Raw genomic sequence first — 19390 nt, 5'->3', positions numbered from 1 at the left:
GCGGCGCTTTGCCCTCCCCCATTGAGATTTCCATGAAACGTTTCGTTCTGCTCGACACCACCCCGATCCCGGAAAACGGCGGTGCCTTGTGCCTGTTCGAGTACGGCGAAGACTTCGTCATCAAAATCCAGGGCGGTGACGGCGGGCAACTGATGAACACCCGCATGCATGGCTCCGAGGATGCCTTGGCCGAGATTCCCTGCCGCAAGGTCGCCGGCCGGCCGAACTCCCGGGTGCTGATCGGTGGCCTGGGCATGGGGTTCACCCTCGCTTCGGCACTCAAGCATCTGGGCAAGACCGCCGAAGTGGTGGTTGCCGAACTGGTGCCAGGGGTCGTCGAATGGAACCGTGGGCCGCTGGGAGAGAAAGCCGGAAACCCACTGCTCGACCCACGCACGGTGATCCGCATGGAAGACGTGGCCAAGGTCCTGCAAGCCGAACCGCAAGGCTTTGACGCGATCATGCTGGATGTCGACAACGGCCCCGAAGGCCTGACCCAGAAGGCCAACAGCTGGCTGTATTCCGCCGGTGGCTTGAGTGCATGCGCCAAGGCCCTGCGCCCCAAAGGCGTGCTGGCGGTATGGTCGGCCAGCGCCGACCGTCAGTTCTCCGACAAATTGAAGAAGGCCGGTTTCAAGGCCGAGGAAGTGCAGGTCTTCGCCCACGGAAACAAGGGCACCCGCCACACGATCTGGATTGCCGAGAAGCTCAAGGGCTGAGCTAAACTGCGTTTATAACCGTCATTAGTCTTTTACAAAGGTGAACCCATGAGTTCGTCAACACCGCCGTCCAACACCGCCAAACTGGACCGCATCCTCGCCGACGCCCAGCGCGACCGCGAAATGGGCTACCGCGACAAAGCCCTGAAAATGTACCCGCACGTGTGCGGGCGCTGTGCCCGTGAGTTCGCCGGCAAACGCCTGAGCGAGTTGACCGTGCACCACCGCGACCACAACCACGACAACAACCCGCAGGACGGTTCCAACTGGGAGCTGTTGTGCCTGTATTGTCACGACAACGAACACTCGCGCTACACCGACCAGCAATATTTCGGCGATGGCTCCCTGAGCACCCCGACCATCGCCAAGGCCACCCACAACCCGTTTGCGGCGTTGGCTGGCCTGATGAAAAAAGACGAGTAAGGCCTCGCCCTGGCCCCTGTGGCGAGGGAGCTTGCTCCCGCTGGGCTGCGAAGCGGCCCCAAAACCTGCAACCGCGGTTTGTCAGATAACACGCGTCAGCCGTCTTACGACTGCTTCGCAGCCGAGCGGGAGCAAGCTCCCTCGCCACAACAGCCCACCACACCAAATTGCCCTTATCTGACCGGCATGCCAACAAACCCGTATAATCGCGCTTTTTTCCGAAGGCACCCCGCTCGTGGCAGATAAACGGTACAGCTGCATTGGTTTGTATAACCCCAAATCACCCGAGAACGTTGGTTCGGTGATGCGCGCCGCTGGCTGTTATGGCGTGGCGTCCGTGTTCTATACCGGCAAGCGTTATGAACGCGCCGCCGACTTCGTCACCGACACCAAGAAAGTCCACTGCGACATTCCGCTGATCGGCATCGACGACCTGAAGAAAATCCTGCCCCTGGGTTGCGTCCCGGTCGCCGTGGAACTGGTCGACGGCGCCCGCTCTCTGCCGGAATACACACACCCGGACCGCGCGCTGTACATCTTCGGCCCGGAAGACGGCTCGCTCGACAAAGAGATCCGCGACTGGTGCGAGGACGTGGTGTACATCCCGACCACCGGCTGCATGAACCTCGCCGCCACCGTCAACGTGGTGCTTTACGACCGCATGGCCAAGGGCAACAACACCCGCTCCGGCCCCAAATTCCGCTGATACGCTGAACACCGGATGGAACAAGTCGGCCGCCTGCGCAGTCAGCCTTCTATCCATTGCCCCCTGAGGAAACAGATCATGAGCGAGATCAAACGCGTAGAACCCATCGACGCCACGCCGTTTCAGACACACGCGACACAGAACGTCGAGGGTTGGGAACGCATCGGCTCACTGGCCGGTGGCGTGGTGATGGTGGGCAAGGGCCTGCGCCGTGGCGGCGTGTTCGGTTTGATTCAGGTGGCGCTGGGTGGCGCAGCCCTGGCCCGTGGCATTACTGGCCATAGCTCGGCGAAAAGCTTCCTGGAGAAGAGTCGTCGGGACATGGACAACGTGCGTTCGAGAATCGAACGGGCCGGGCAAGAACTCAAAGACCTCAAGGCCAATGCCGAAGCGGCTACACGTACCGCGACAGTGACGGGCAATGATTCACTGAGTTCGACCAAGACCGAGGTTTGATTCGGAAGAAGTGGTGAGGCTAACGGCCTCTTCGTCGGATCGCCTTCGCGAGCAAGCCCGCTCCCACACTAGATCATCTGCGTACACAAACCTTGTGAACGACCGGGATCACGTGTGGGAGCGGGTTTACTCGCGAAGCTGGTGTTAGCGAAGCAACCCGGTATCGAGGACCTTGGACGGCTCGCCAATGATGCTCTCGGCCAGGGCCACGAACTCCTTCGTGCTGACCTGCTCCAGGTGCATCGCGCCGCGCAACATATCATCGAGCGAACGCTTGTTGCGGGTCTTCAGGCGAATCTCGCGGTCCAGTTCCTGCAACAGCAACACCGCTTTGGCCACGGCGGCCGGGCTTAACGTGTCACCGCGCAAGGTGCTGACCTTTTGGCTGACCTTGGCCAGTTTGCTTTCCAGGGTCTGATAGCGTTCGTCGCTCATGCCACCGGCACGGCGCAGTAGTTCAATGGCGTAATACTCGGCAAACCCTTCGCTGATCCAGTCGCTGCGGTCACGGTCATTGATGCGCCCGAACACCTGGGCCAGCTCGCGCAACAACGGGCTGCTGCCGCTTTCGCTGACCAGCGGCAAACGGCTGTGCAGGTAAATCGATTCGTGCCCCGCCAGGCTGCCACGCCACATCGGGTCGCCCGCCCCGACAATCAGTAGCTTGTTCGGATGACGAGGAAAAACCGCCTGCATTTGCGGCCAGACAAACGTCAGCAGCGTCAGCACGTCCATGCGGTGCATGCCCTGCCCTTGCGGCGAAGCGACCGTGACTTCTGTTTCCCCCAGACGCGTGCGACGGCTGCCCAGGTTCCCGGCGAGCATCCAGCCGGTTGGCCGGTCGAACAGTCGCGACACGTTGTCGATGCGAAAACGGTTCTTGCCGATGCGCGGCCACGCCGTTTCGACGCTTTTCCAGCCGGCCGGTAATTCGAATTCCAGGCGCGACACCAGTTCAGTGCCATCCTGCTGATCCAGGCGCGCCGACGGCACCAGATCATCGCCGCGCATCAACGCCCAGTTCGGGGTCATGCGCGTATTGAAGCTGCCGTTTTTCGGGGAATGGCTGATGCGTACGCGGTAAGTCAGGCTCGCCTTGTCGGCGGCCGGGCGCCAGACACCGCGTGCTGCCTTGCCCGGCGTGAGTTGCCACTGGCCGTCGGCCTTGAAGTCGCTGTAATGGCTGCCGTCACCCAGATCGAAATCCAGGCTGCGCACCGCCGTGCCTTGCGCCAGCGTCAGGCGGACTTCGGCCTGATCACTTTGCGGCAACAGACGCACGTGGTAATCCAGATCGACTTTTTTCGCCGCCCACACGGGCGAACTCAGCGCCAACAGCCAAACGGCCAACGGCAGCCTCAACCCCACAGCCATACACACTCCTTCGTGATTCGTTTTCTACAACACTGCGTATGCGCGCTTAACCCGCGCGAAAAATCAGATGATCTTCCCAGTCATCCTCGGCCACGCTGCCTTCGGCCAGCATGCGCCCGGATTGGGAAATCCGCTCATGGTGCACCGCATCCCGGTCACCGCAGACCAGGTGGTGCCAGAGCGGCAAGTCCTTGCTCTCGCTGACCAGGCGATAGCCACAGGTCGGCGGCAGCCATTTGAACTGGTCAGCCTTGCCCGGCGTGAGCTGGATGCAGTCCGGGACCGAGTCGCGGCGATTCGGATAATCGGTGCACTGGCAGGTTTTCAGGTCCAGCAGTTTGCAGGCGATGCGCGTGTAGTAAACGCTGTTGTCCTCTTCATCCTCGAGCTTTTGCAGGCAGCACAGGCCACAGCCATCGCACAACGACTCCCACTCCTGTTGGTCGAGTTGGTCGAGGGTTTTGCGTATCCAGAAGGGTTCAACTTTGGCGGCCATGGTTCCAGCATCAACATCAGGAAGTGAAAAGGCCGCCAGTCTAGTGCCCCAGGCCCCGTGGGCCAAGCGCTGGCGACTGCCGGTGTAACAGGACTTGTCAGTTATCACGGCGCACAGTAGCGTGGCGGGTCGCAATGGGCCCTGCTGCATGCCATTAACGCGCAACCGCGTTGCATTCAGGTGAAGGTCGGAAAACCCTCACCGCTCAGCCCTACTGCGCCCGCAGGCTTTCATTCAACCGTTCATTCATCAAACGTCGTCAGGAATCTCTCCATGAGCGCCAATCCCCGCGTTGCCGAATATGCCATCCACCCTCAGTTCACCGACCGCTGGTCGCCGCGGGCGTTCACGGGCGAAAGCATCCCCGAAGAAACCCTGCTGAGCTTTTTCGAAGCAGCACGCTGGGCGCCGTCGGCCTACAACTCGCAGCCGTGGCGTTTTCTCTATGCACGCCGTGACACGCCGAACTGGGAGCGTTTCCTGGGCCTGCTGAATGAGTTCAACCGTGGCTGGGCGCAACACGCGTCGGCACTGGTGATCGTGATTTCGAAAACCACCTTTGCCGTCCCCGGCGCCGAAGAAGAAACCCCGGCCCTGTGGCACACCTTCGACACCGGCTCGGCCTGGGGCCATCTGGCCCTGCAAGCATCCATCAGCGGCTGGCACACCCACGGCATGGCCGGTTTCGATCAGGAACTGACCCGCAAGGAACTGAACATCCCTGAAGGTTATGCACTGCACGCAGCTATTGCCGTCGGCAAACTGGGCGACAAGGCCACGCTGGCGGACTACCTGCAAGCCCGAGAAGAACCGAGCCCGCGCCGCCCGTTGAGCGAACTGGCGGCGGAAGGTGATTTCAGCCTCTAAGCCACACTGAAATCCCTGTGGCGAGGGAGCTTGCTCCCGCTGGGTTGCGAAGCAATCCCAAGATTCGCGACCGCGTTAATTTGAAAAAACGCATCCGCGGGTTTACGACTGCTTCGCGGCCGAGCGGGAGCAAGCTCCCTCGCCACAATAAGCCCGCTCCCACAGTTGTTCTGTGTGGTTTCAATAACCGCGATTGAAGTCCACTTCCCCGCGCAATGCCCCACCTGCCTGATACGCCCGCAGGTTTTCGACAAACAGCTGCACCATCATCGACGGCGACGTCGGTGCCGAGCTGTGGCCGGTCAGCAGCAGGCCCCAGGCGGTCCAGAACGGATGACGTTGCGGCAACGGTTCCTGACGGCAGACGTCGATGACCGCGCCTGCCAAATGCCCGTCCTTGAGTGCTTGCACCAAGTCCGCATCGACCACTGCCACGCCGCGGCCGACGTTGATGAACAGACCGGTCGACTTGAACTGCTTGAACAGCGCGGCGTTGTACAGGTCATGCGTTACCGGCGTGTTCGGCAACAGGTTGACCACGTAATCGACCTCGCCCACCAGCCGACCCAACTCGCTCAGCGGCGCGACTTCAATGAACGGCGCCTGCTCCCGCGCTTCGCTGGCAATACCGTACAGGTGAACGCCAAACGGCAGCAGAAACTGCGCCACGCTCTGGCCGATGTCACCGGCACCGACGATCAGCACCTTGCGCCCGGCCAGGCTCTGGCCCAGGCGGTTGTCCCACTTGCGCTCGACCTGGCTGACCAGCCGCGCCAGCACTTCGCGCTCGTGGCCGAGCAGGTAAGTCAGTACGTATTCGGCCATCACCTGACCGAAAATACCCACGGCGCGGGTCAACCGGTAGTTGCGGGTCAACCCCTCGGCGAGCAGCGGCGTGATGCCCGCCCACGTCGATTGCAGCCATTGTGGCTGGTGGCCCTGACGCAGCAGGGTTGCGAGCAAATCCGGCTGGCCAAGCCAGACCGGGCAGTCGGCGGCCAGGCTGGCCAGTTCCGCGGAGTCGCCGCTGGTCATGACCTGCAAATCAGGTGCAGCCTGGCGCAGCAGTTGGGCGTAGTGAGCGTGGTCGTGCTCGGCAATCAGAACGCGCATGGTTCAAACCTTCAAAAAACTGTGCAGAAGACCGCCGAAGGAGTGTGACTCCCTCGTTCGCGGCCATCGCCAAAATATTCAAATCCATTGTTTCAACGGTGCTCTGGACAGAGCACCGGCGGGTATCCGTCAGATCGGATCATTACGTCGCAGCAGCTCTTCAGGCAAGTGCTCGATGTACTCGTCTTCAGCGGGCGGCATTTGCAGGTGATAGCCCTGCTTGTCGAGGTTTTCCAACACGACGGTGATGTCTTCGCGCGAGAGCTTGCGCTCGGGGCTCAGCACCAGGTCGAAGGCGTGGTGCGGTTTGCCGAAGGCCAGCAGCAGGTTTTCCGGAACGCGCTCCAGTGCATCGCTTTTGAGCACGTAGAGGTACATCTCGTTTTTCTTCAGGCTTCGGTAGATCGAGCAAATACGTTTCAAGGCTGTTCTCCGGCGGTGGCCAGGCTGTCGAGCAGCGCCTGGCCCATCAACTCGCGGCGCCAGCCACGCAGCGACTCAGGCAATTGGTAGGGACCATTGGGGAAGCCGCTCTTGAGCAGGGCTTCCAGGGTTTTCTTGCGCAGCATCAATTCCGGGGCGATATTCAGTCGCTCGGCTTCGGCCTGGCCGAGCGCACGCAGGCGCTTGATCAGCCCCGCCGCGTCCACCGGCAACGGCTCCGGCACGGCCGACGGCCATTGGTCGGGCGACACACTGCCGGCGCGCTTGATCAGGTCGAGCAGAAACTCGCCGTCCTGACGCACGGTACGCGGGTGCATGTCTTCGATTTTTGCCAGTGCGCCGAGGTTGTCCGGCTGGGTGCGGGCCAGCGGCCACAGGGAATGCTCGCGCACGATACGGTTGCGCGGCAGGTCACGGGCACGGGCCTCATGTTCGCGCCAGGCGCACAGTTCACGCAGCACGGCGAGTTGGGCACGGGACAGTTTCCAGGCCAGCTTGGCCTCGCGGTACACCTCGTACGGGTCGACTTCGCGGCGCAGGTTGGCCACCAGTTCGGCGCCATCCTCCAGGACCCAGGCGTACTTGTCGTCCGACAGTTTCGGCCGCAGGCGTACGAAGACTTCCGCCAGGTGCAGCGCATCTTCGGCGGCGTAGCTGATCTGGGTGTCCGAGAGCGGGCGTTGCAGCCAGTCCGAGCGGGTTTCGCCCTTGGGCAGGTCGATGCCGAGCACTTCCTGCACCAGACGCGAGTAACCCATGGAGAAACCCAGGTTCAGGTAGGCGGCGGCCAGTTGGGTGTCGAACAACGGCACGGGCAGGCTGCCGGTCAGGCGCAACAACACTTCGAGGTCTTCGCTGCAGGCATGCACGACTTTGACCACGGCCGGGTTTTCCAGCAACGCGGCCAGGGGTTGCCAGTTGTCGATCGTCAAAGGATCAATCAGGTAAGCGCGTACGCCATCGCCAATCTGCAACAGGCCGGCTATCGGGTAAAAGGTGTCGACCCGCATGAATTCGGTGTCGAGGGCGACGAAGGGCAACTGCTGCCATTGGGCGCAAAACTGACCGAGGCTATCGTTGTCGCGAATCCAGTGAATATCGATGGCCACACGGCTCTCCCTTGAAGAATGGCGCGCAGTATATATCGCCCCCGCGATTTTCGAGCGTCCACTGAGCGAGAGCGAGGGCGAAATCATCACCAGAATGAAAGAAATAGTGACGGTTGACCGGGTTAGCTGGTTTTTCGCAGCACATAAACCCGCGTCAGGGCAAAACCGGGCACGAAGTCCCGATGGTTGAGCACCTCGAATCCGGCCTCGCGGAACTCGGCTTCCACCTGGGATTTGCTCGTCGCCCGCGGGGCTTGAGCCCCCACAAACGACAGGTTGTCGGCTTCCAGGCGCGGCCCCACCTTGATCGATCGCTCAAGGCGTACCGAGACAATCACCGTGTCACGGCTGACCCGGTGAAACTCCTGCAGCATGGCCAGCCGGTGTTCACTGCTGTCGACATGCTGAAACAAACGCATGCAGAAAATGCAGTCCACGGCATTTTCCGAGAGGCCGATGCTGAAGGCCGAACTCTGGAAGGTCTTGACCCGTTTGAGCAGCGCCGCCGGGTGGTGGGTCTGGGCGTGGTTGAGCATGTCCTGGGATTGATCGGCCGCCAGGATCACCCGGTTACCGTGCTCGGCCAGTACCGGCCAGAAGCTCCCGGCCCCACAGGCCACGTCCAGCACCAGCCCGGGTTCGCCCGCCACCTTGAGCGCATGGCGCATCAGTTGCTCGCCACGCCACTGCGACAACCGCGCCGCCAAGCCACGAGGCCGCGGCTGGAGGCAGACTCTGGCATGCTCCTGGTCGTAGCGCCGGGCGAACTCGAGTTCGACGGCTGAGGGTGGTTGGGCTGACATGGCGGGCGGCTCTTGTTGGAAGTAACTACTGGCGACAGGTTAACGACTGGCGCGTGAAAAAAAGGTCGAAAACGGCATCGATTTCACTGAGCGGCCAGCACGCCGTCAGCCGAACTGCCCGGGCACACGGCAAAAAGGTCCTGGCGAACGTTGTACACACTGCTGTTGATTTTCAGCAGCCCCAGCATCGAGTGAAACAGGTTGTCCTGGCTCAACGGCTTGTTGCGGTTACGCTGCAAACACTGGGTATCGAGCGAAAACGCCTTTTGATAGCTGTCGGAGAACCAGGCGAACATCGCCACGTGCTTCTGTTGTTCCGGCGCCAGCATGTAGGGCGTCCCGTGCAGGTACAGGTTGTATTCGCCCAGGGATTCGCCGTGATCGGACAGGTAGAGCATCGCGGTGTCGACTTTCTCCTGATTGCTGCGCAGCAAGTCGATCAGCATCGACAACACATGATCGGTGTACAGCAAAGTGTTGTCGTAGCCATTGACGATGCTGTCGCGGCTGCAATTGTTCAGCGCATTGCTTTCGCAGACCGGGGTAAAGCGCTCGAAGGCCTTGGGGTAACGCTTGAAGTACTCCGGGCCATGGCTGCCCATCTGATGCAGCACCAGCACGGTGTCCTTGTCGAGCGTGTCGATAAAGTGCTGCAAACCCTGCAAGAGGATTTCGTCGCGGCACTCGCTGTTGGCACACAGGGCCGGGTCCTTGAGGTTGCTCACATCTTCAACGGTCACCCGGTCGCACGTGCCTTTGCAGCCCGACTGGTTATCGCGCCAGATCACTTGCAGCCCGGCACGCTGGAGCACGTCGAGCAGGCCTTCCTGGTTTTTCGCCTTGCTGGCGTTGTAGTCCTTGCGACCCATGTTGGAGAACATGCACGGCACCGAAACAGCCGTCTCCGTGCCGCAGGAATGCACGTCGGTGAAGGCGATCAGGCCATTTTCCTGGCTCAGTTGCGGGGTGGTATCGCGGTCGTAGCCCAGGATGCCGAAGTTCTGCGCCCGGGCGCTTTCGCCGACCACCAGCACCGTCAACGATTTACGCGTGTGGGCCTGCCAGTCCGGGTTCTTCTTCGCGTCCTCGCCAATCTTGACGAACGGCTGTCGGGCAGAAACCACTTGCTCGCTCACATAGCCGATCGATGCCCCGATGTAATTGCTGGGCACGACCATCAAGTGCAGTTCATGGTGATTGCGAAACAATGAGGCCAACCCTTGGTAATTAATCAGCGCTACAGCGCCAATCGCGCTCACCGAGACGATCCCCACCAACAGCTTGCTTAACAGTTCACGGTACCAACGACGATAGTTAATGGGTGTTTTCCAAACTAACCACGACGGCAGAACCCCCAATAAAACAATGTAAGCCAGCAACTTCAGCGACAACAAGTCACGTACTTCGGTGGTGTTGGTTTCGGCGAAGTTGCGAAACATTCCGGCATCGATCAACACACCGTACTGACTCATGAAATACGCCACGCCTGCGCTGATCAAAAACATCAGCATCAACAGCGGTTTGAGCACAGGTCGAAAGGCCAGCAGGGTCAACACAATGTTGAACGCACAGAACACCATCACCCCGAAGGCCACGCGCATGGCGATACCGGGAGCGTCCGACGCGGTGATTTCAAAGAGGTGTTGCCACAGAACAGAGTTGAAGCCGATTAATAGGAAGGCGCTGGCAATCAACGTCACCCACTCGGGGCGTACGGCTTTAACGTTCAACATGGGGGATCTGCTTGTTCCTTGAAGTAAGTACCGACGCAGAAATAATGAAAAAATATTCACCTTCCACGCCGGCACGAACCTTAAGCAGCCAACCATCAATGTTTCGTGAAAAAGAAGCCAACAAAAGATTTAAGCAGCACCGTTCATGCGTGCCGCGCTCCCCCTCAAGCCGTATGCAAATACCAGCGCCAGTCCTGCTCGCCCACTTCGCCCATGAACTGACGGTACTCGGCGCGCTTGACCGCCAGGTACACCCCTAGAAATTCAGCGCCGAAGGCCTCCCGCGCCCAGGCTGAACCTTCAAGCGCTCGCAACGTGGTCAGCCAGTCGGTGGGCAGTAACTCCTTGGCCTGGGCATAGCCATTGCCTGTCACCGGCGCGCCGGGGTCGCGCTGCTCGCGGATACCGCGATGAATCCCTGCCAGAATGGCAGCCGCCGCCAGATAAGGGTTGGCGTCTGCACCGCAAATGCGATGTTCGATGTGCCGCGAAAACGCCGGGCCGCCCGGCACTCTCAGGCTCACCGTGCGGTTGTCGACACCCCAGGTGGCAGCCAGCGGTGCGTAGCTGTTGGTCTGGAAGCGCCGATAGGAGTTGGCGTTGGGGCAGAACATCAACAGCGAGTCGAGCAAGGTGCTGAGCATCCCGCCCACCGCTTGCCTGAGCAGCGGCGTGCCGTCCGGTGCTTCGCTGGCGAACAGGTTGTTGCCGTCCTTGTCGGCCAGGCTGACGTGCATGTGCAGGCCGGTGCCTGCCAAGTCATCAAAGGGTTTGGCCATGAAACAGGCCGCCATCGCGTGCTGGTGGGCCACGCCCTTGACCAGCCTTTTGTAGCGCACCGCTTCGTCCATGGCTTGCAGGGCATCCGTGCGGTGTTCGAGGGTGATCTCCACCTGCCCAGGTGCGTATTCGGAAATCGCCGTGCGCGCCGCAATGCCCTGGAGTTTGCAGGCCGCGTAGAGGTCGGCGAGGAAGGGTTCGATCTGCTCCAGCTCACGCAAACCGTACACCTGCGTAGAGCGTGGCCGGCCACCGTCGGCATCCCGCGCCGGTTGCGGACGACCGTTGCTGTCGCGCTGCTGGTCGATCAGGTAGAACTCCAGCTCCGCCGCCATCACCGGGTAATAGCCATCGGCCTTGAGCCCTTCGATCACCTTGTTCAGCACGTGTCGCGGGTCGGCGACCGTGGCCGGCATTCCCTCCTGCGGGTGCATGCTCACCTGTACCGCCGCCGTTGGCATCTTGCGCCACGGCATGCGCTGCAAACTGCCGCTCAAGGGGTAAGCGCGACAATCGATGTCGCCGACTTCCCACACCAGGCCGGAGTTTTCCACGTCATCGCCGTTGATGGTCAGCCCGAGGATGGTGCTCGGCAGCGGCCGGCCGCTTTCATAGACCGCCAGCAGTTCATCGCGATGGAGCAATTTGCCCCGTGGCACACCGTTGTTGTCGAGGATGAACAACTCGAACATCTCGATATCCGGGTTCAGTTCCAGAAACGTCAGGGCTTGTTGTTTTGAGGCAAAAGAGGTCGTGGCACAACTCATGGGAACGCTCGCACTTCACGTCAGGCAGACGCGCAGGCGCCGCCGGTCAGGCCCTTGCACGCAAGGCAAGGACCGTTCAGAACACTCAACAAGAAAGTCAGGCGTCCGGTGGGCGCGCATGGCGACAATGCCACAGCGCCCAGAAGGCCAGTTCAGAAGGGAGTGCAACGACGCAAGGCGCGAATCGACGGCAAGGCTGATGGCATGACGCAGGGGCGCCCGGCAAAGCCTCGGGGGAAGTGTCGACTGACCAACCGTCCATAAAGAAAACCGCAGAACACAGGAGCCCGCAGCGTCACACGGCCCGTTGCGCCGTTAAATCCACACTTGAAGAACCTTGGTTGCAGACTCGCTAAACATTCCCCAGCGCTGCCACTAATTCTATAAACGCCTGACACGCCGCGCTGCGGTAAGCGCCCTTGCGGCTGAGCAGCGCCACCCGCCGCTGTGGCAAGCCCGGATGCACCGCCAGCGGGCGCAGCCCCGGCAGCTCGCGGGCAATGGCTTCGGGGAGGATGGTGGCGAGCAACCCACGGCGGACGATTTCAACAATCGCACTGATTGAATTGGCTTCGATGGCGATGCGTGGCGCGATGTTGTGCTGACGGCAATATTGGTCGATGTGCTGGCGGGTCGCAAAATCACCGCTGAGCAACACCAGCGACTGCTGCCCCAAAGCCTCGGCATTCAGGGACTGGCGATCAAGAAACCCCGGATGGTTCTGGCTCACCACCAGGCTCAGGGTTTCGCTGAACAATGGCTGGCTGTCGATGTCGCTCAGGTGGTTGCCGGTAAAGGCGATGCCGATGTCCAGCAGGTCCTCGGCGAGCGCCGACTCGATACGGTCCTGGGTCATCTCCTCGACGCTCACGCTGACGCCCGGGTACAGGCTGTTGAAACGCGCCAGCAACGGGCCGATCAGGTACGCGGTGAACGTCGGCGTCATGGCCAGCCGCAGTGAACCGCGCGTCAGGTCCTGCACGTCATGCATCGCTCGCTTGGCGGCCTCCAGGTCCTGCAACGCCAACCGTGCAAAACGTACGTACGCCTCACCGGCATCGGTCAAGCGCACCGTGCGCCCGGAACGGTCGAACAGCGGCGCACCCAGCACATCTTCAAGCTGCTTGATCTGCTGCGACAGCGTCGGCTGCGAGACATGCAAGGCCTCGGCGGCCCGGGTGAAGTTGCGGTGCTCGGCAACCGCGAGCAGGTAACGAATATGACGTAGCAGCATGGCGGCTCAACTATAGGTGTGGCTTATAGAAACCATAATAAGCCGGTCTTGGACGCTATAGCTGAAAACTTTCATCCTTGCCCCATCAACGACGCAAGGAGAACACGCCATGCAAGACATCATCGACGGCTTCCTGAAGTTTCAACGCGATGCGTTCCCGGAACGCAGCGAATTGTTCAAACAACTCGCCACCACCCAAAGCCCCGGCACATTGTTCGTTACCTGTTCCGACAGCCGCGTAGTCCCGGAGCTGCTGACCCAGCAAGAACCCGGCGACATGTTTGTCATCCGCAACGCCGGCAACATCGTGCCGTCCTACGGCCCGGAACCGGGCGGCGTCTCGGCCACGGTCGAATACGCGGTTGCCGTGCTCGGCGTCAGCGACATTGTGATCTGCGGTCACTCCGACTGCGGTGCAATGACCGCCATCTCCACCTGCAAATGCCTGGACCACCTGCCTGCCGTCGCCAACTGGCTGCGCCACGCCGAGTCGGCCAAGGTGGTCAACGCCGCCCGCATTCACGCTTCACCCGAAGCTCGCCTGGATTCGCTGGTCCGCGAAAACGTGGTCGCCCAACTGGCTAACCTCAAGACTCATCCTTCGGTGGCGCTGGCCCTGGAACAGGGGCGCCTGAACCTGCACGGCTGGGTCTACGACATCGAAAGTGGTTCGATCGTCGCCCTCGACGGCGATACCCAGCGCTTCGTCTCGCTGGCCGATCACCCGACAACCTGCGCGCTGACCCGCAAACAGCCGCACGCTGCCTGAAACCCAATTGCCTACATAACGAAAGAGGAAATCACCATGCTGCAATCTCAATTCGCTCAAGCCCCACGCCTGGCCCTCGCCGACACCATCATCGACCTCAAGGCCCGCAAAAACCTGTCGTGGCAGGACCTCACCGACGGCACCGGCCTGAGCCTGGCGTTCGTCACCGCCGCCCTGCTCGGCCAGCACCCGCTGCCAGTGGAGGCCGCCGACGTGGTCTGCGCCAAACTCGACCTGGACCAGGACGCCAGCCGCCTGCTGCAAAGCGTACCCCTGCGCGGCAGTATTCAGGGCGGCATCCCGACCGATCCGACCGTATACCGCTTCTATGAAATGCTTCAGGTTTACGGTTCGACCTTGAAAGCACTGGTCCACGAACAGTTCGGCGACGGCATCATCAGCGCCATCAACTTCAAACTGGACATCAAGAAAGTCGAAGACCCGGACGGTGGTTCCCGTGCGGTGATCACCCTGGATGGCAAGTACCTGCCGACCAAGCCATTCTGATTGAACGACTGAACGTTCTGCGAACCTGATCGCGGACGAGCCTCGCGCATGGAGCGAGGCTCGCCCGCGATTGTTTTCAGCCGTGCCCGGATAACAAGCCATGACCAGGCCAGGTATTTAATTTTTAAATACCACCCCTCTACTTTCTGATTTGCCGCTTCATGCTGCGCACCGCCTAATCACGCCTTGTCCCACAAGGTCCGGTTATGGAAAACGTTCGCACAACAACCCGCCCCGCTACCTGGCTCATGCTCGGTGTCATTCTCGTCGCCTTGAACCTGCGCCCTTCAATGGCCGCTGTCGGTCCGTTGCTGTCGGCGATTCGTGGGGACATCCCCCTCAGTTTCAGCCTGGCATCGCTGCTGACCATGCTGCCCGTCATGGCCATGGGGCTGGCGATGTTCTTCGGCATGGCCGTCAGCCAACGCCTGGGTGAACACCGCACTGTGGTGGTGTCGCTGCTGATCATTGGCCTGGCCACCGTGTCGCGACTGTTCCTCGACTCGGCGCTCGGGCTGATCCTCAGCGCCATGCTCGCGGGAGTCGGGATCGCCCTGATTCAGGCGTTGATGCCCGCGCTGATCAAATCCCGGTTCAGCAACAACGTCTCGTTGTTCATGGGGGTGTATGTCACCTCGATCATGGGCGGCGCGGCGATTGCCGCCTCCTTCGCCCCGCTGGTGATGAGCCGCACCGGCAGTTGGCGCCTGGGCCTGGCGATCTGGGCGGTACTGGCGGTACTGGCCCTGGCGATCTGGTATGCCCAGCGCTCGGCGATGCCTGCCCTGACCGCCAGCCCGGCGCGCAAAACCTCGTTCATCGGTAACCGCCGTGCCTGGTTGCTGGCGATCTTCTTTGGCTTGGGCACGGCGTCCTACACCTGTGTGCTGGCGTGGTTGGCGCCGTACTACGTCGAGAAGGGGTGGAGTGAGCAGAACGCCGGTCTGTTGTTGGGTTTTCTGACAGCCATGGAAGTCATTTCCGGCCTGGTCACGCCGGCCATCGCCAACCGCAGTCGCGACAGACGCCAAGTGCTGGTGGTGTTGCTGGCACTGATCATCGCCGGTTTCTGTGGCCTGATTCTCAGCCCGCAGCATCTGAGCCTGTTGTGGCCCTGCCTGTTGGGACTGGGTATCGGCGGGCTGTTCCCAATGAGCCTGATTGTCTCGCTCGATCACCTGGACAACCCGCAACGCGCCGGGCACCTCACCGCGTTCGTACAAGGCATCGGCTACCTGATCGCCGGTCTCTCGCCGTTGATCGCCGGGATGATCCGCGATCAACTGGGCAGCTTCGAGTGGGGCCCTGGTGGTCGCTCACCGGGGTCATGGCCGTGATGATCCTGATAGTGCTGCGCTTCGATCCACGGCACTACGCCAGACACATTCAATGAGCGAGTACACACGATGAAACACGCAGGTTTCGCCACCGCCCACGGTGGCATGCTGCTCTGGGCACTGTTGATCGCCGCGTCGTTTTTCGCCGCCGCACAAGTCAGCCAGGCCATCGACCCGGTCCTGCTGACCGGCCTGCGGCTGTTGTTTTCAGCGCTGGTGTTCCTGCCGATGCTGCTGCTCAAAGGCACCACGCCCATGACCGCCCGAGGCCTGTTCGGCCACGCGTTGCTGGGGCTGTTGCTGGCGGTGTACTTCGGCTCGTTGTTTGAGGCACTGCGTTACACCTCGGCGGTCAACACCGGGACGCTGTTCACGTTGGTGCCGCTGATGACCTTGCTGTTCGAAGCGGTCCTGATCCCCGAAAGCCGCTCGAAAAGTCGTCTGTTGCCAATGCTGGTTGCCGCGTCCGGCGCGCTGCTGTTGATCCTCAAGGGCGGTGGGCACGGTGAATGGCCGTCACTCTATGCGGTGGCCGTGTACGGGAGCGGATGCCTGTCGATGGCGCTCTACTCGCCCCTGAGCCAGCGGCTCAAACAACACAGCCTCAAGGGACGGGGCCCGGTGGCGATGACGTTCTGGAACATGCTGTTCGGCGCGCTGTTTCTGTTCGGGTATTGCCTGTTCAGCGGCGGCTGGCGCACTGGCGCCCTGCTGTCGACAACGGACGTGTTGTGGCTGGTCTACCTGGCATTGTTTGCCACCCTGGCCACGTTCTGGTTGTTGCATCGGGCGATCGGCGTGATTGCACCGTCCACGGTCATTTCCTACATCTACCTGAGCACGTTGTTCGTAACCCTGTTCCATTGGTTCACGCTGCGTCAGTCACCGCAACCCCAGGAAATCGCCGGAGCGCTGCTGGTGGGCCTCGGTATGCTGGCGCTGGTGGTCTCGAGTCGACGTTCGCACAGCGTGGTCGCCTAGGCCCAAAAGCCAAAGGTCGTGTTCGTTACAGTTTCTGTCCCACACTTGTCCGTGAAAGGTCCTACGGGGCATTCTCCTGGGACCATCGTTCCGTTAGCATCGTTCGCACACGTTTGCGCACAACCTGCGCAAGGAGTCATCGAGACGGAACGGATGCTGAACAGTAACTTGCTTAGAAAGCTCGACATGCAGGACTTAATGGTGTTTATCGCCGTGTATCAGCAAAGTAGCGTTACCGGCGTGTCGGAAGCGCTCTTTGTCAGCCAGTCCACCGTGAGTTACTGCCTGAAGAAACTGCGCACCAGTTTCGAGGACGATCTGTTCATCAATACCCGCACGGGTATGCGTCCCACGCACAAAGCCTGCACCATGTACGCCCATGTGCTGAAGATTCTGGAAAGCATCAACCTGTGCCACGCCGGCCCCGCCACTTTCGACCCGACCCGTCAGGCCGTGACGTTCAACATTTGCGCGCCGGAGTATTTCGAGCACCTGATCCTGCCGAGGCTGCTGAAGAATTTCGACTTTGCCGACCTGCCGGTGATCGTCAACATGCACAAACTCGAAACCGACATCCCGGCCGATGAACTGCGCGATGGCAGCCTCGACCTGGTGATCTGTTTCGGGCCGAACTTTCATCGCAGCCACCCCGATTTCAAATCACAGGTGTTGGTCGAGGACGACCTTGTGTGTGTCTTTGATAAACGCGCGACGCCGCTTGAACCGCGCTTCAGCCTGCAAGCCTTTGTCGAGCGGCGCCATGTGTTCCCGACGCCATGGACGTCCACTACCAACATGGTCGATGGCTGGCTTGCACGCCAGGCGTACAAACGGCAGATCGTGGCGCGCGCCAACAGCTACAGCGCGGCCCTGAAGATGATCACCGGCACCGATTTCATCCTCACTTTGCCGCGGCGCATCCAGAAGCTGCTGGCCAAAGACACGATTTTCAACCATTGCGAAGCCCCCAATGGCTTGCCTGGCTTCACCCTCAACATGCAGTGGAGCCAGAACAGCGACCCGGACAGCGCTAACACCTGGCTACGCGATCAGGTACTCAAGGCCTGCGCCGAACAGGGCTTGAGCTGATCCGGTCGGGATTATTGGCCGAGGAAGATCTTGCTGTAAGACGCTCGCTCGATGTCCTTGATCTCCACGCATAACTGCAACTCAACACCGGCCGGCCATTCGCACAACTCCTGCACGACCGCCAACAGGCTGTCCGACAGTTGCTTCTTGACCTCTGGCGAACGCCCGCTCAGCAGCGCCAGTTTCACGTGCACAAAGCCTCGTTCCCCAAGCCCGGTGCCCACCCGAAAACGGGCGACCTGCACCGCTCGGCTCTTGATTTCGTACTCCGCAGAAAACTGCCCCGAGGCCACCAGCGCCTGGTTGAGGCGCAGCAATGCCACGTCTGGATTGAGCGTCGGCAGGTTGTCGGTGTATTCCATGTGCAGGTGAGGCATTGCAAAGCTCCTGGGTGGGTGTACGAATAGTTGTCGCTATAACACAGAAAAATCGCGGTTCAGCCCGGTACTGTTCAGTGCCCCGGCAAGGTAACCTTCTCATGCAGCGCGAGGGTTTCCCACGCGGCCACCAGTATCAGAATCGCGGTGGTCAGCGCGCCGAGCAGCAGCGCCGAAAACAGCTGGTTGAGCGCAAACGGCAGCAGCACCAGCAACAATGCCAGCCCTACCAGATGGGACAGCGGCGGCAGGATACGGTCGGCCATCACAAACTTGAACAGCGCATTGCCGAGCAGAAACAGCCAGGGGCCGGCGATGATGGCGATGATCCCGGCGTCCGAGGCATGGCCCGGGTGCACCAGCACCAGTTCATCGGCCACGGCGCTGACAATGACCCCGGCCACGATCAACACGTGCAAGTAGGTGTAGGCAATCCGCGCCTGACGCCCGGGGTCGTCGGAATGGGCGATGCGGTGGTGAGCGCGCTCGGCGCCGGTGTCGAAATACACCCACCACATCGCCACGCTGCCGAGTACGGCAATCAGGAACGCACTGAGCGACTGCCCGTCCAGGGTCAGCTCGGCGAAGGTCGCGCCGGTCACCAGCAGCGACTCCCCAAGGGCGATGATGACGAACAGGCCACAGCGCTCGGCCATGTGATTGCCTTCGACGTTCCAGTCCGTCAACGTCGAACGCCCCAGGCCCGGCACCCAGAAGTACAGCGAGGGGGAAATCAGTTCGATCAGCAACGCCACGGCCCAACAGGCCAGGCGCCGATCACCTTCCAGCAGCGCGCCACCGATCCAGAACACCCCGGACAGCACCATCCAGGCGAGGATGCGCTGGAAGTTGCGGGTCATGTTCAGCGGCTCGCCACGCACCGCCCAGATCGCGAACACCGTGCGCCCCACCTGCATGAACACGAACGCACCGGCAAACAACAACCCCTTGTCGGTAAACGCCTTGGGGATCGACGACGACAGCAGCAGCCCTGCCACCATCAGCCCGAACAGGCCCAGACGGATCGGCAGTTTTTCCGGGTCGAGCCAGTTGGTGACCCAGGACGTGAAGATCCACACCCACCACACCGCCACCATCATCAACGCCACCTGCACCGCGCCGGTGATCGACAGCTGCGCGAGCAGGGAATGGGAGAGTTGGGTCACCGCGAACACGAACACCAGGTCGAAAAACAATTCGACCATGCCGACCTTGCCACTGTCGTGGCTGCCGCGCCCACGCAGTAAAGAACGGGAACTGCTCATGGAAAAGGTCTCCGGACAATGGCTGAGAGAGAACGCTGACA

Annotated in this window: 20 protein-coding genes and 1 pseudogene; 10 read left to right on the top strand and 11 right to left on the bottom strand. The window is 61.1% G+C overall.

Features of this window, described 5'->3' with window-relative positions; genetic code table 11:
* Positions 1-32: 32 nt before the first annotated feature.
* The 4 genes from AABM54_RS07395 to AABM54_RS07380 all read left to right on the top strand — a co-directional run bounded on the left by AABM54_RS07395 (position 33) and on the right by AABM54_RS07380 (position 2304).
* The gene (locus AABM54_RS07395) at positions 33-719 is read left to right on the top strand and encodes a spermidine synthase (protein ID WP_007898703.1); all 687 of its coding nucleotides are present in this window, start codon (positions 33-35) and stop codon (positions 717-719) included.
* A 48-nt stretch (positions 720-767) separates the two neighbouring features.
* Positions 768-1142 carry a YajD family HNH nuclease gene (locus tag AABM54_RS07390; protein WP_347904622.1) on the top strand — a complete coding sequence of 125 codons (375 nt, stop codon included), beginning with the start codon at positions 768-770 and terminating at the stop codon, positions 1140-1142.
* A 235-nt stretch (positions 1143-1377) separates the two neighbouring features.
* Positions 1378-1848 carry an RNA methyltransferase gene (locus AABM54_RS07385; RefSeq protein ID WP_123721923.1) on the top strand — a complete coding sequence of 157 codons (471 nt, stop codon included), beginning with the start codon at positions 1378-1380 and terminating at the stop codon, positions 1846-1848.
* A gap of 78 nt (positions 1849-1926) precedes the next feature.
* Positions 1927-2304: a DUF2892 domain-containing protein gene (locus AABM54_RS07380; RefSeq protein WP_347904621.1), complete on the top strand. Its 378-nt coding sequence runs from the start codon at positions 1927-1929 to the stop codon at positions 2302-2304.
* Positions 2305-2448: 144 nt separating this feature from the next.
* Here the strand turns inward: AABM54_RS07380 and AABM54_RS07375 are convergent, their stop codons facing one another.
* Both AABM54_RS07375 and AABM54_RS07370 read right to left on the bottom strand, forming a co-directional pair.
* Complete coding sequence (locus tag AABM54_RS07375) at positions 2449-3678, bottom strand: hypothetical protein (RefSeq protein ID WP_347904620.1); 1230 nt, start codon at positions 3676-3678, stop codon at positions 2449-2451.
* Between the two features lie 46 nt (positions 3679-3724).
* On the bottom strand, positions 3725-4174 hold the full coding sequence (locus AABM54_RS07370; protein ID WP_347904619.1) for a YcgN family cysteine cluster protein: 450 nt from the start codon (positions 4172-4174) through the stop codon (positions 3725-3727).
* 273 nt (positions 4175-4447) lie between these two features.
* On the opposite strand from AABM54_RS07370, the gene AABM54_RS07365 reads away from it, so the two are divergent.
* Positions 4448-5041 carry a nitroreductase family protein gene (locus AABM54_RS07365; protein ID WP_347904618.1) on the top strand — a complete coding sequence of 198 codons (594 nt, stop codon included), beginning with the start codon at positions 4448-4450 and terminating at the stop codon, positions 5039-5041.
* Between the two features lie 180 nt (positions 5042-5221).
* Here AABM54_RS07365 and AABM54_RS07360 read toward each other — a convergent pair whose 3' ends face one another.
* The 7 genes from AABM54_RS07360 to cynR form a co-directional block, all read right to left on the bottom strand.
* Positions 5222-6154: a D-2-hydroxyacid dehydrogenase gene (locus AABM54_RS07360; RefSeq protein ID WP_347904617.1), complete on the bottom strand. Its 933-nt coding sequence runs from the start codon at positions 6152-6154 to the stop codon at positions 5222-5224.
* Between the two features lie 129 nt (positions 6155-6283).
* On the bottom strand, positions 6284-6577 hold the full coding sequence (locus tag AABM54_RS07355) for a YcgL domain-containing protein (protein WP_347904616.1): 294 nt from the start codon (positions 6575-6577) through the stop codon (positions 6284-6286).
* Positions 6574-7707, bottom strand: a complete 1134-nt coding sequence (rnd, locus tag AABM54_RS07350; protein WP_347904615.1) for a ribonuclease D — start codon at positions 7705-7707, stop codon at positions 6574-6576. Before rnd ends, AABM54_RS07355 begins: the two co-directional genes overlap by 4 nt.
* A gap of 122 nt (positions 7708-7829) precedes the next feature.
* Complete coding sequence (locus tag AABM54_RS07345; RefSeq protein ID WP_347904614.1) at positions 7830-8510, bottom strand: class I SAM-dependent methyltransferase; 681 nt, start codon at positions 8508-8510, stop codon at positions 7830-7832.
* A gap of 83 nt (positions 8511-8593) precedes the next feature.
* On the bottom strand, positions 8594-10243 hold the full coding sequence (locus AABM54_RS07340) for a phosphoethanolamine--lipid A transferase (RefSeq protein ID WP_347904613.1): 1650 nt from the start codon (positions 10241-10243) through the stop codon (positions 8594-8596).
* 164 nt (positions 10244-10407) lie between these two features.
* The gene (locus AABM54_RS07335) at positions 10408-11790 is read right to left on the bottom strand and encodes a glutamine synthetase family protein (RefSeq protein ID WP_347904612.1); all 1383 of its coding nucleotides are present in this window, start codon (positions 11788-11790) and stop codon (positions 10408-10410) included.
* 352 nt (positions 11791-12142) lie between these two features.
* A complete protein-coding gene (gene cynR / locus AABM54_RS07330) occupies positions 12143-13024 on the bottom strand; it encodes a transcriptional regulator CynR (RefSeq protein ID WP_347904611.1) in 882 nt (293 codons plus the stop codon).
* Positions 13025-13133: 109 nt separating this feature from the next.
* On the opposite strand from cynR, the gene AABM54_RS07325 reads away from it, so the two are divergent.
* The 5 genes and pseudogenes from AABM54_RS07325 to AABM54_RS07305 all read left to right on the top strand — a co-directional run bounded on the left by AABM54_RS07325 (position 13134) and on the right by AABM54_RS07305 (position 17707).
* Entirely contained in the window at positions 13134-13793 is a 660-nt protein-coding gene (locus AABM54_RS07325) for a carbonic anhydrase (protein ID WP_347904610.1), read from the top strand.
* A 36-nt stretch (positions 13794-13829) separates the two neighbouring features.
* Complete coding sequence (gene cynS, locus AABM54_RS07320) at positions 13830-14300, top strand: cyanase (protein WP_347904609.1); 471 nt, start codon at positions 13830-13832, stop codon at positions 14298-14300.
* A gap of 206 nt (positions 14301-14506) precedes the next feature.
* Positions 14507-15693, top strand: a pseudogene (locus AABM54_RS07315) (cyanate transporter).
* A 13-nt stretch (positions 15694-15706) separates the two neighbouring features.
* Complete coding sequence (locus AABM54_RS07310) at positions 15707-16618, top strand: DMT family transporter (RefSeq protein WP_347904608.1); 912 nt, start codon at positions 15707-15709, stop codon at positions 16616-16618.
* Between the two features lie 153 nt (positions 16619-16771).
* The gene (locus AABM54_RS07305) at positions 16772-17707 is read left to right on the top strand and encodes a LysR family transcriptional regulator (protein WP_347904607.1); all 936 of its coding nucleotides are present in this window, start codon (positions 16772-16774) and stop codon (positions 17705-17707) included.
* Between the two features lie 11 nt (positions 17708-17718).
* Here AABM54_RS07305 and AABM54_RS07300 read toward each other — a convergent pair whose 3' ends face one another.
* Positions 17719-18084 carry a 5-carboxymethyl-2-hydroxymuconate Delta-isomerase gene (locus tag AABM54_RS07300; protein WP_347904606.1) on the bottom strand — a complete coding sequence of 122 codons (366 nt, stop codon included), beginning with the start codon at positions 18082-18084 and terminating at the stop codon, positions 17719-17721.
* Positions 18085-18158: 74 nt separating this feature from the next.
* Entirely contained in the window at positions 18159-19349 is a 1191-nt protein-coding gene (locus AABM54_RS07295; protein ID WP_347904605.1) for a low temperature requirement protein A, read from the bottom strand.
* Positions 19350-19390: the final 41 nt, after the last annotated feature.

Origin of the sequence: Pseudomonas purpurea (genome assembly GCF_039908635.1) — a bacterium.
Taxonomy (GTDB): Bacteria; Pseudomonadota; Gammaproteobacteria; order Pseudomonadales; family Pseudomonadaceae; genus Aquipseudomonas; species Aquipseudomonas purpurea.
Note: the sequence above shows the minus strand (reverse complement) of the source record. Positions and strands in the feature narration are given on the sequence as shown.